Annotated in this window: 8 protein-coding genes; 1 reads left to right on the top strand and 7 read right to left on the bottom strand. The window is 35.3% G+C overall.

What is annotated here, in order from left to right; translation table 11 throughout:
- Positions 1-180: 180 nt before the first annotated feature.
- The 7 genes from ACHZAX_RS02745 to uxaC all read right to left on the bottom strand — a co-directional run bounded on the left by ACHZAX_RS02745 (position 181) and on the right by uxaC (position 8,243).
- Positions 181-1,239: a LacI family DNA-binding transcriptional regulator gene (locus tag ACHZAX_RS02745; RefSeq protein ID WP_320017927.1), complete on the bottom strand. Its 1,059-nt coding sequence runs from the start codon at positions 1,237-1,239 to the stop codon at positions 181-183.
- Positions 1,240-1,386: 147 nt separating this feature from the next.
- A complete protein-coding gene (locus ACHZAX_RS02750; RefSeq protein ID WP_320017928.1) occupies positions 1,387-2,835 on the bottom strand; it encodes an MFS transporter in 1,449 nt (482 codons plus the stop codon).
- A gap of 46 nt (positions 2,836-2,881) precedes the next feature.
- Complete coding sequence (uxuA, locus tag ACHZAX_RS02755) at positions 2,882-4,063, bottom strand: mannonate dehydratase (RefSeq protein WP_320017929.1); 1,182 nt, start codon at positions 4,061-4,063, stop codon at positions 2,882-2,884.
- 117 nt (positions 4,064-4,180) lie between these two features.
- Complete coding sequence (locus ACHZAX_RS02760) at positions 4,181-5,020, bottom strand: SDR family oxidoreductase (protein WP_320017930.1); 840 nt, start codon at positions 5,018-5,020, stop codon at positions 4,181-4,183.
- Positions 5,021-5,026: 6 nt separating this feature from the next.
- On the bottom strand, positions 5,027-5,698 hold the full coding sequence (locus tag ACHZAX_RS02765) for a bifunctional 4-hydroxy-2-oxoglutarate aldolase/2-dehydro-3-deoxy-phosphogluconate aldolase (RefSeq protein ID WP_101309835.1): 672 nt from the start codon (positions 5,696-5,698) through the stop codon (positions 5,027-5,029).
- Between the two features lie 79 nt (positions 5,699-5,777).
- Positions 5,778-6,815 (bottom strand): sugar kinase, encoded by a 1,038-nt coding sequence (locus ACHZAX_RS02770; RefSeq protein ID WP_101309836.1) that lies wholly within the window; start codon positions 6,813-6,815, stop codon positions 5,778-5,780.
- A 24-nt stretch (positions 6,816-6,839) separates the two neighbouring features.
- Positions 6,840-8,243: a glucuronate isomerase gene (uxaC, locus tag ACHZAX_RS02775; RefSeq protein ID WP_320017931.1), complete on the bottom strand. Its 1,404-nt coding sequence runs from the start codon at positions 8,241-8,243 to the stop codon at positions 6,840-6,842.
- 748 nt (positions 8,244-8,991) lie between these two features.
- Between uxaC and ACHZAX_RS02780 the strand changes: the two genes are divergently transcribed.
- Positions 8,992-11,769, top strand: a complete 2,778-nt coding sequence (locus ACHZAX_RS02780; protein ID WP_320017932.1) for a two-component regulator propeller domain-containing protein — start codon at positions 8,992-8,994, stop codon at positions 11,767-11,769.
- Positions 11,770-11,965 lie beyond the last annotated feature (196 nt).

Consider the following 11,965-nt stretch of genomic DNA (forward strand, 5'->3'; position numbering starts at 1 on the left):
CCGAAAAGTAAAGTTTCCCTTGGAAATGTCATGTTGAGCGAAGCCGAAACATCTGTTATTCAAACATAAAGATTCTTCGTCCCGATTCATCGGGATCAGAATGACAATAAAATTGAACTTTTCGGACACCCTCTTATTCTTTTTATTGAGAATTACAATTTGGAAAAAGAGTATTGAAAACTAAGCCTCATATAATTTAATACATTCCCGATTGATAATATCAACAGGAAGATACTCATCTTTTGGAATATCGTGATTCAAAAGAACATATTCGAATAATTTTTTTACGGCTTTAAATCCTTGTTGGTGGGGATGCTGACCAATTAAGAAATCAATAGTTCCGTGATTTAGATATTTGATGTTTTGTTCGATAGGATCAAAACCTACAAGAATAATATCACTGAGCTCGTTGCTAATCAGATATCTTGCTATCTTATAAACCTTGGATCCTGTTATAAAAATGGCTTTTATGTTCTTGTTTTTCTTGATTACAGAATCTAATTTTTCTTTAATAATTTCAGTATCAGATTTAGGAATTTCAATGCTTATTTTCAGACCTTGATTTTTTCCTTTATCCATAAAATAGCTTAAAAATCCTTGTGTTCTTTGATTTAAGTGATGAACATTTTCCAGATTTTTAGCCAGATTAATAATTAAAATATCTCCATTTTCGGGAATGCCAAAGTCTATTAAATTAGCGGCAACTCTTCCGCCGTGAAAACCATCACTGCCAACATAAGCTAAATAGTTGCTTTTTGATAATTTTGATTCGATAAAAACATATGGAATTCCTTTTTGATCAAGTTTTTCGGTGAAATCAAGACTTTCTTTTGAGAAAATAGGAGAGAATACAACCCCCGAAGGATTAAGCTCTAAAACTGCTTCGGCTTGTTTAATGAAATCTTGTTCATTGTAATGTTCGAAAAAGAAATTTTTAACTTTTACTTGAAATTGTTCTAATTCCAAGGCGGCTTCAGTAATGCCATTTAATGGTCTTTTCCAAAATATATCTTCCTCGGTTGGGCTTGGCAACAAAGATGCAAAAACACATTGCTTTTTAGAAGTAAGTGCTCTGGCAATAAGGTTAGGTTGATAGTTATTTACTTTTGCGATTTCCAGAATTTTATTCTTGGTTTCTTCCGCAACTTCTCCTCGATTGTGGAGTACACGATCTACCGTACCAACAGAAACACCTGCCTGTTCAGCTATGTCTTTTATTCGAATCTTCGCTTTGGTCATTTCTAGTAAATAAAAAAATCAGGAAGGAATTTATCCTTCCTGAAATTAACAAACTCTAACTACAATTATGAAACAAAAGTAATACATTTACTCATAAAAAATTTAGAATCCTAAGGGTAAAGTATTGAGGGGTTTATTGAATTGCGGTTATTCTGTTATTGGCTTGTAATGAGGAACCAAAGATTTCATAATGGCCCAACCAATTAAATAAGCAACCGCACAAATTGAAAAAATGATGAAATAACCTGCTCTGATTCCTTCAAAGCCCATAAACTTCATATTGGTGTTTGCTGCAAAGTCGAAAAGAACTCCAGAACCTTTATTGATACAGAATGAACCTAAACCTCCGGCCATTCCTCCAATTCCGGTAATGGTTGCTATTGATGAACGGGGAAACATATCACCTGTAGTAGAGAAGATATTTGCAGACCATGCCTGATGTGCAGCTCCGGCGATACCAATGATAATAACAGGAAACCAATAAGAATAAGTACCTAAGGGTTGAGCTAATAAAGCCAAAAGAGGGAAGAATGCAAAAATAAGCATCGATTTCATTCGTCCGGCATATGGATCCATTCCTTTTTTATCAACAAAATAAGTTGGGAGCCATCCGCCAATAATAGACAACAATGTGATAGCATATAAAACAAACAGTAATAATTGTGCTGTTGTGCTGTTGGAAGTTAAACCGTAAACATCACTTAAGTAGGCTGGAGTCCAGAATAAAAAGAACCACCAAACACCATCAGTCATGAATTTACCAATAATAAACGACCAGGTTTGTTTGTATTTAAAAGTATCAACAAATGATATTTTCAGACTTTCGTTTGCCGTAGTTTTGTCATCATCACTACTGTCGTCCTGATTAATATATGCTAACTCGGCAGGGTTTACTTTACTGTGTTCGTGAGGTTTTTTGTACATGAACTTCCAAAAGAATATCCAAACAAATCCTAAAGCCCCTATAATAATAAATGCCATTTCCCATCCAAAATGAGAAGCAATTACCGGAATTGTTATTGGAGCAGCCAATGCTCCTATTGTTGCTCCGGCATTAAAAATACTAGTTGCATAAGCCCTGTCTTTTTTAGGGAAATATTCTGCTGTTGTTTTAATTGCAGCCGGAAAGTTTCCAGCCTCACCAATGGCAAGAACAAATCGTGCAAAGACGAAAAGAACTACACTAACATTAATAATTTTAGAGACGTTGCTCACCTGTTTTATGGCTTCTTTTGCATTTTCAAAATCAAGAAACCATTCGCCGCTAACAATACCCGATGTGGCAATACCACAAAAAGCATGTAATACAGCTCCTACTGACCAAATACCAATAGCCCAAATAAAACCTCTTTTTGTGTCCAGCCAATCAATGAACCGGCCTGCAACTAAAAGGCCTACGGCATAAAAAACAGAGAACAAAGCGGTGATATTACCATAGTCGTTATTGGTCCAGTGAAATTCCGGGGCTATAAAATCTTTCCATGTCAGCGAGAGTACTTGCCGATCCATGTAATTAATTGTCGTTGCAAAGAATAGTAATGAACAGATTTGCCACCTGTACTTAGTCATATTTCCTTTTATCTGTATTGCAGTCATTTATTTATCGTTAGAGATTAATAATTTTATTTTTTAAAGACAAACTTTATAAATTTTTGCTTATTCCTAATTCAAGACCTCGTAATTCTGCCAATCCTTTCATTCTGCCGTACAAAGAATATCCTGGGTTTGTCTTCTTTGGAAGATCATCCAGCATTTTATTGCCATGATCGGGGCGCATCGGAATTTGCCAGTCTTTTCGGCCTGATTCTTTACGTTCTTTTTCTTCTATCAGTAAAGCTTTCATTACAGCCGGAATATCAATATCTCCATCAAACAAGTAGTTTTCGAAGAAGTTTCCTTCCTCGTCTCTGGTCACATTTCTAAGATGAACAAAATTGATTCGGGGAGCTAATATCTTTGTCATTTCCGGCAGATCATTAAAATGACCAGCACCAAACGATCCTGTACACAATGTAATTCCATTTGAAACCGAGTCAACTACTTTAGTTAATTCCAGAGCGTCTTCGATGGTGCTTACAACTCTAGGTAAGCCAAGCAAAGCACGTGGCGGATCATCCGGGTGAATGGCCATTCTTACACCTGCTTGTTCGGCAACAGGAATGATTTCCTGCAAAAACTCATGCAGATGTTTTTTCAATTTGGATGCATCAATTTCTTTGTAGCCATCCAATACTCTTTGGAAACTTTCCAAAGTATATGATTCTTCGGCACCAGGGAGACCTGCGATTACATTTCGGGTAATTTTTTCGATTTCGGCTTCCGACATGCTGTCAAACTTTTCCTTGGCACGGGTTACCATTTCAACAGAATAATCTTCATCCGCATTTTGACGCTTTAAAATATAAATATCAAAGGCGGCAAAAGTCACCATGTCGAATTTTAGTGCATTCGATCCATCAGCAAAGTTGAATTCCAAATCGGTTCTTGACCAATCCAAAACAGGCATAAAATTGTAGCAAATGGTTTCAATACCACATTCACCTAAGTTTTTGATGCTCTGCTTGTAATTTTCTATGTATACTTTGTAATTGCCGGTTTGTTTTTTTATATCCTCATGAACTGGCACACTCTCAACCACCGACCAAGTTAGTCCGGCAGCTTCAATTTCGGATGTTCTTTTTTTGATTTCGTCAATGGGCCAGACTTCTCCGTTTGGAATTTGATGAAGAGCCGATACAATACCGGTTGCTCCGGTTTGTCTTATTTCCTGAAGTGAGATTGGATCGTTTGGACCGTACCATCTCCATGTTTGTTCTAATGACATGTTGTTTGTTTTATAGTTAATGGACAAAACGGACAAGAGGTGATTGAATTCTTGTTCCGTTTTGTCACATAAACACGCTAACCTAACTATAATATATAATTAAAACTAAAAAGCCTGTTAAACTCCGCTATACGCACTAAATCCTCCATCAACAGGAATCACAATTCCTGTTACAAATGCCGACCAGTCCGATAGCAGATATAGTAGGGTACCCTGCAATTCTTCAGGAGTACCGTAACGTTCCATTGGTGTATTGTTAATAATTTTTACGCCTCGTGCAGTTGGCTCACCTGTTGATTCATCGGTTAGCAAAAAACGATTCTGATTTGTCAGCAAAAATCCAGGAGCTATTGCATTTACACGTACTCCCATTTTTGAAAAATGAACTGCTAACCATTGCGTAAAATTGTTCACAGAAGCTTTTGCTGCCGAATAAGCTGCAATTCTGGTCAGAGGACGGTAAGAGTTCATCGAAGATACATTTACTATTGAACCTCCTTTTTTCTCAATCATATCCATGGCAAACACCATCGTTGGAAGAATCGTTCCTTTAAAGTTCAAATCAAAAACTCTATCAAAACCCTCCATTTTCATTCCAAAGAAAGTTTCTTCCAGATTTTCAAGATCAGAATCTACCATTTGATCTACACCAGATGTAGCCAGAGGTGAATTCCCTCCGGCTCCATTGATAAGATAATCTACACTCCCCAGCTTATTATTGATTATCCTCTTTGCTTCCTGCAGTGATTCTTTATCAAGTACGCTTGCTGCAACCCCAATTGAAGAAACATTGTATTTGGTTTCAATTTCCTGAGCTAATTTTTCAACAGCATCAGCATTAATATCAATCAATGCCGTTTTTACACCCATTGCAGCCAATGATTTAGCCATAGTAGAGCAAATTACTCCTCCGGCACCGGTAACAACGGCTACTTTATTTCTTAAATTGGTTTCCATTTTGGTTTATTTTCTGATTTCTTTGATGATAGAGACAGCATTTGCAGTTGCAGCTTCAATTGCTTCGTAATTGAATGATCCATCTGAATTTTTCACCATCAGCTGAGATCCCATTCCTACACAATGTACACCAGCATCAAACCATTTCGTTAGGTTCTCTTTTTCTGGTTTTACGCCGCCGGTAGGCATAATTGAAGACCATGAGAAAGGCCCTTTTACGGCTTTTACAAACTCAGGACCACCCACTTGTTCTCCTGGAAATATTTTCACAACCTCAGCACCTAATTCTTCAGCGTATGAAATTTCTGTTAATGATCCACAACCCGGTGACCAGGCTATTTTCCGACGGTTACAAACTTTAGCCATTTCCGCATTTAAGATTGGAGAAACAATAAAATTTGCACCCAACTGGATGTATAATGAAGTTGTACCGGCGTCAATAATAGACCCGACGCCTAAAATCATTTCCGGACATTCTTTAGCAGTCCATTTAATTAGTTCTGCGAAAACTTCATGTGCAAAATCGCCGCGGTTAACGAATTCAAATACGCGGGCACCACCTTTGTAGCATGCTTTAACAATCTCTTTACAAACTTCTATATCTGAATGAAAGAATACAGGAATCATTCCCACTTCTTTCATTTTTAAAGCAACTTCTATTCTTGAATATTGAGCCATTTTTTTTTATTAATTATGAATTGAGAATTAGGAATTATATGTCTGAAGTATTCTTCATTTATAATTCATAACTCATAATTTATCTGGCAACCCGTCCGGATGCATCACCTTCCATTAACTTCACCACTTCGTCAACAGTAACTTGATTGTAATCGCCATAGATTGTATGTTTCAAACAAGATGCTGCAACCGCAAAATTTAGAGCTTTCTGATCATCTTTTGGCCATGTAATTAATCCGTAAATTAAGCCTCCCATAAATGAATCACCGCCACCAACACGATCAACGATGTGTGTTATTTGGTACGTATTATTTGCTTTGTACAATTCTGTTCCATCATATAAAACACCTGTCCACGAATTGTGGTTTGCGCTGATAGATCCGCGTAAAGTGGTAATTACTTTTTTACAACGGGGAAATTGTTTCATGATTTGTTGAGAAACAGATAAGTAAGCTCCTGCTTCAACATGTCCGCCGGTAACATCAACACCTTCTGGTTTGATTCCTAAAACTTTTTCAGCATCTTCTTCGTTTCCTAATATTACGTCGCAGCCGGCAACTAATTCAGGCATCACTTCGTTTGCAGTTTTGCCGTATTTCCAAAGATTTTTTCTGTAGTTTAAATCAGTTGAAACGGTAATACCTCTTTTGTTGGCTTCTTTAATAGCTTGTAAGCAAACGTCAGCAGCACCTTGTGAAATGGCCGGAGTAATACCGGTCCAATGAAACCATGATGCACCTTCAAAAACTTTTTCCCAGTCAATCATTCCGATTTCAAGTTCAGCAGCAGCAGAATTAGCTCTGTCGTAAACCACTTTACTGCCTCGGCTAACAGCTCCAGTTTCCAAAAAATAAATTCCCAAACGATCTCCACCCCAAACGATGTTGTCAACACCAACGCCGTATTTTCTTAAATCCATCATACAAGCGTGGCCAATATCATTCTTTGGAAGACGGCTTACAAAATCAACCTCAATGCCATAATTTGCCAAAGAAACGGCAACATTAGCTTCTCCTCCGCCATAAGTAGCGTTAAAATTATCAACTTGAGAAAATCTAGCATAACCAGGTGTTGCAAGTCTTAGCATGATTTCACCGAAAGTAACTACTTTATTCATCTTTATTATTTTGTTTGAGTAAGATTAAAAATTGAAATAGTTTTTAGCATTATAGTAACAGATTCCCTGCACTATTTCTTTCAACAATTCTTCGTTGTACGGAATTAATCCCTTTTCAACATCGTTACCAATTAGGTTACAAAGAATTCTGCGGAAATATTCGTGACGGCTGTAGCTTAAGAATGATCTGGAGTCAGTTAGCATTCCAACAAAGCGACTTAAAAGTCCAAGATTAGAAAGTGCATTCATTTGTTTCTCCATGCCATCTTTCTGATCCAAAAACCACCATCCTGATCCCCATTGAATTTTACCAGCGATCTCACCATCCTGAAAATTCCCCAACATGGTTGCATAAACTTCGTTATGCGCAGGGTTTAGATTGTAAAGAATGGTTTTGGTTAATTTCTCTTCCGTTGCCAATCGATTTAGGAATTTTGACATGTCTTCAGCTACCAATTTGTCCGCAATTGAATCGAATCCGGTATCGGCACCTAATTTGTTGAACATTCCGGTGTTATTGTTACGAATAGCACCAATATGGAATTGCTGAACCCATCCTTTTGAATGATCCAAAACAGCAAATTCATACAACATTGCTGATTTGAATTTCAAAACGTCTGACTCGATTAATTCTTCACCTTTATGGATTTTTGCAAAGATTTCAGTGGCTTCATCATTTGTATATTCAGCGGCAAAAAATTGCTCTAAACCATGATCGGAAGCCTTACAACCCATTTCAGCAAAGAAATCATGTCTTTTTTGAAGTGCCGAAAGTAAATCTTCAAATGTGTTGATTTCCATTTCGGAAGCAATTGCCAGTTTGTTGATGTATGCGTTGTATTCTGATGCATCATCAACAGCCATTGCTTTATCTGGTCTCCATGATGGAACCACTTTGGTTTCAAATCCGGAATCTTTAATTGCTTTATGATATTCCAACGAATCGGCAGGATCGTCGGTTGTACCGATAACTTCAACATTGGCTTTGCGAATTAAGCTTCTGCATGAAAACTCAGGAGTATTCAATTTTTTATTGCACTCGTTCCAGATTTCCTCTGATGTATCAGGACTTAATATTTTTTCAATGCCAAATGGTTTTTTTAGCTCCAAATGTGTCCAGTGGTAAAGAGGGTTGCGCAATGTATAAGGAACAGTACAAGCCCAATTTTCGAATTTCTCTCTGTCAGAGGAAGATTCTCCGGTGACACCTTCTTCTTTTATACCGTTGGTTCTCATAGCTCTCCACTTGTAGTGGTCACCATATAACCATATCTGAGTCATGTTTTCAAATTGCTTATCATCCGCTATTTCTTTTGGGGAAATATGGCAGTGATAGTCGATAATTGGAAGATCGGCTGCAAATTCATGATACAGTTTTTTCGCTGTATCGGTCTCAAGAATAAAATCTTTGTCTAAAAATTTCTTCATCGATATTGTATCAAATAAGTTTCGTTTTCGCACACGGGAGTTTGTAAAAAAAATGTTTAAAACGATTGTTTAAATAATAAAAACCTTTTCAAAGTTTAAATCTAAAATACTTCCGTGTTCGGACACGAAGATAGTGAGGTTTTTTATTTATAGCAAACGAGTGGGTGATTTTAAATTAAATTTATTTAAGGTATAGCTGATTTTAATTCGTTATAATAGTCAATGCTAATCAATGCAAATCCTTTGGAATTGGTGAAATACCACATGTTAAAGAGTGTCGTAAATGATGTGGTGAATTGTAATAATGAATGCATTATTTAAATTGTATCTAGTTAATAATAAGGGGATTTGTATTTATTGTTTTGCTTGGTAAGTTAATTATTGATTTTATGAACAGGTATTTCTATGAAATCTGTTTTTCAAAACTTTTATATTTCGAATACAATATTTTGATTTTATGGATTGTAGAGAGCCGTATAGCGATCATAACCATTATATCATAGCTGTTTGCAGTTCTAGTATATTTTGAGGTTTTTTTATAGTTTAGAGGCTTCATTAGTATTATTTGTTTATTTTAACAAGCTTTAGTGAAATTTAACTGTCTGCATGAATTTTGAATTTAACTAAATGATTGCCGAGAGTGTATTTTTTGCTTAATCTGCTATTAAAAGCTGAATGGAATTATGTTAGTATTCCATTAGTTTATTCTGTATGATTTTTTAGTCATTATAAAACCTACTGGAACCTTATGAAATTGCTGAGTGTTATTATTTTCTTTATTGGTATTTCATTCAATGTTTATTCAAATAAGAATGAATCGTATGTGTTTAAGCATATTTCTGTTGAAGATGGTTTGTCTAATAATTTTGTGAAGAGTATCTATAAAGATCATTTTGGTTACTTATGGTTTGGTACATTGGATGGAATTAACAGGTACGATGGAGCTGAAATAAGAACATTTAGTGATTATTTCCCGAAAAATACGACAAGTGTTACCTCTATCTTTGAAGATTGTCATGGTAAAATGTGGATTGGTACAGAAACAGGACTTTTTTACTGGGATAGAATAGGCAGTACGTTTACGAAATTTAACAATGAAAAATTAGGGGATAAAAGAATTGATAAAATATTGGGTTATGGTAAGGATAGCTTGTTATTTTTTTCAGGCAGCGATTTCTTTTTTATAGATTCTCAATCGTTTGAGTTAAGCTCCATTTCCTTTCATAAGGATATTCATAATTTACTTAATCATATAACTGATTTTTATGTGGAGGATGATCAATTATATATTTCTACAGAAGGTGGGTTTATTGAATATGATTTAGTGGCTAGAAGTTCGTTGCTGTATAATGAATCAAATTTTGGTGAAGATGATTGTTTACATTTCTCACGCATTACGAAGCATAATAATTTACTTTTTTTTGGTACTCCAGATAAAGGGGTGATAAGTTTTAATCTTGAAACCAGGAAATTTTCGGAAATAGCGGGTACAGAGGGAAGTATTGTTTTATCACTTTCATGTTCTGAAGATTGTTTATTTATAGGCACAGATTCGAATGGATTATTAGTTTATGATTTTAAGCAAGAGCAAATTAAAAGAATTGAACATGATGACAATTTCCCATCCTCCATTTCTTCTAATGCTGTATATTCAATATTGATAGATGAAAATAAGACTTTATGGACTGGAACCTATGCCGGAGGGGTTAGTTTTTCTTCTTTGAAAGACAATAGTTTTAAAATATTAAATTCGGTAAGAGACGTTTCGTTTTTTAATAAAAGCGTTAGATCCTTGTGCTTTTGCGATTCAGTGCGATTGATCGGAACCAGAGATGGTATGTATGTGTTAAATGGTCAAGAGAGAGTTAAGTATTTTTCAATGCAAAACTCTGTATTAAAAGCTAAAATTATATTGTCAATGTTTCAGTATAATACTGAAACAGTATTGGTAGGAACATATAGTGGAGGTATATACGTGTATTCTCTTAAAACCGAAAGTTTAAAAGAATGGAAGGCGGATTGGTTTAGTGGGCAGTGCATTTATGCATTTGAGCAGGATAGCCATGGAAATTTATGGATAGGTACTTTAGATGGGGTTTTTAAAGTTCATGATAATAACGTAACGAAGTACGATGCTCAAAATAGCCCAATTCAGGAAAAATTAGTATATGCTTTAAAAATTGATCGTTTGAATCGTTTGTGGGTTGGTACTGATAAAGGAGTTAAAGTTTACAGTAATTTGAATAATAAATTAGTGCAGGTAACTGATTTTAAGTCTTTGTCTGGGTATAAGGCAAGCAGCTTTTATTGCGACTTGGGAAATATGATGTGGGTTGCTGTAGAAAAGCATGGACTTTATGGCATTAATGAAGATCTTGAGGTTGAACTTAGTATCTTGAAAGAAGATGGTTTATGTGATAACTCTGTTTCAAGTATTATTGAGGCTGATGCCGGGGAATATTGGATAAGCACTTTAAAAGGAATAAGCCGTTATAGTTCATATGATCATTCGTTTGATAATTTCTTCTTTTCAAATGGTTTGCCTGGTTTGGTGTTTAATCCAAATGCTGTAATTAAAGACCAGTTGGGAACTCTTTGGTTTGGAAATGAAAAGGGATTGGTATACTTTGATCCCAAGTCTATTAAGGAAAGTACGGATGAAAATAATTTAGTACTTACTGATATTTATATTGGAGGCAAACAGATTAATGAGAATTTAGTCAATAAACTTGATATTCCGGTTGAAAATGTTGAAGTTTTAAGATTAAGAGGAAAAGACAATAATATTGGTTTCAGATTTATCAATTTGTTTGTGCCACTTGCTGCAGAAACCAGATATGCTGTAAGGTTGGAGAAAAAGAATTCTGATGACAGTGAATGGATAAAATTGGATTATCAAAGAAAGGTGTACTTTAATTCTTTAAAACCAGGAGAATATAAATTTTATATGGGGGTTGTGGATAGAGCAGATTCGGTGTTGGCTGATAGTGTGAAAGTTTTAAGAATTCGAATTGCTTCTGAATGGTATCAGAGTCTTGCCGTTTTTTTGGCTGTGCCCCTTTTTTTAATCATGGCTGTTTTTCTTTTTATTTACTTGATAAAAAAAGCCCGTAAAAAATTGGCATCGTATAACGATCAGACTAAAGAAAAGTATGAGTTTTCGCGTTTGGATGAATCTCACAGCAGTAAACTTTTTTCAGAAATTAAAAATTATTTGGTTTCCTCGCAGCTATATTTAAATTCGGAATTAAAAATTGCAGATCTTGCTAAATTAATGAATTACTCCACTCAGGAGATTTCGCAGGCAATCAATCAAAATTTTGGACAGGGATTTACCGATTTTATCAATCATTATCGGGTATTGGAAATTAAAAAGGAAATGAAAGATCCGGCAAACAAGAATTTAACTCTAACTGCAATTGCCGAGAAATGTGGATTTAATTCAAAATCATCCTTTTACAGGGCATTTAAAAAAGTGTCTGGTCAAACCCCAGCTGAATATTGGTCTGAAATACACGACAAGTAAGCTGATAAATTTCATGAAATATGAAACAAATGTAAGGCAAATAGCTTATCTGTTGTTATATCTTTAATTTTGAGGATAGCATTGTGATAAGTAGTTTATTGAATCTTTATACTTTGTGCTGCTGCTTGTGTTAAGAAAACATTAAGTGAAAAAAAATGACTCCTTGAGCTCCTTTTAAATTTTCGTGATGACAAAA

Source organism: Labilibaculum manganireducens (genome assembly GCF_963665805.2).
GTDB lineage: Bacteria > Bacteroidota > Bacteroidia > Bacteroidales > Marinifilaceae > Labilibaculum > Labilibaculum manganireducens.

Excerpts from the sequence above, each read along its gene's own strand:
- ACHZAX_RS02745 (WP_320017927.1), bottom strand. The coding sequence starts at position 1,239 with ATGACCAAAGCGAAGATTCGAATAAAAGACATAGCTGAACAGGCAGGT.
- ACHZAX_RS02750 (WP_320017928.1), bottom strand. The coding sequence starts at position 2,835 with ATGACTGCAATACAGATAAAAGGAAATATGACTAAGTACAGGTGGCAA.
- uxuA (WP_320017929.1), bottom strand. The coding sequence starts at position 4,063 with ATGTCATTAGAACAAACATGGAGATGGTACGGTCCAAACGATCCAATC.
- ACHZAX_RS02760 (WP_320017930.1), bottom strand. The coding sequence starts at position 5,020 with ATGGAAACCAATTTAAGAAATAAAGTAGCCGTTGTTACCGGTGCCGGA.
- ACHZAX_RS02765 (WP_101309835.1), bottom strand. The coding sequence starts at position 5,698 with ATGGCTCAATATTCAAGAATAGAAGTTGCTTTAAAAATGAAAGAAGTG.
- ACHZAX_RS02770 (WP_101309836.1), bottom strand. The coding sequence starts at position 6,815 with ATGAATAAAGTAGTTACTTTCGGTGAAATCATGCTAAGACTTGCAACA.
- uxaC (WP_320017931.1), bottom strand. The coding sequence starts at position 8,243 with ATGAAGAAATTTTTAGACAAAGATTTTATTCTTGAGACCGATACAGCG.
- ACHZAX_RS02780 (WP_320017932.1), top strand. The coding sequence starts at position 8,992 with ATGAAATTGCTGAGTGTTATTATTTTCTTTATTGGTATTTCATTCAAT.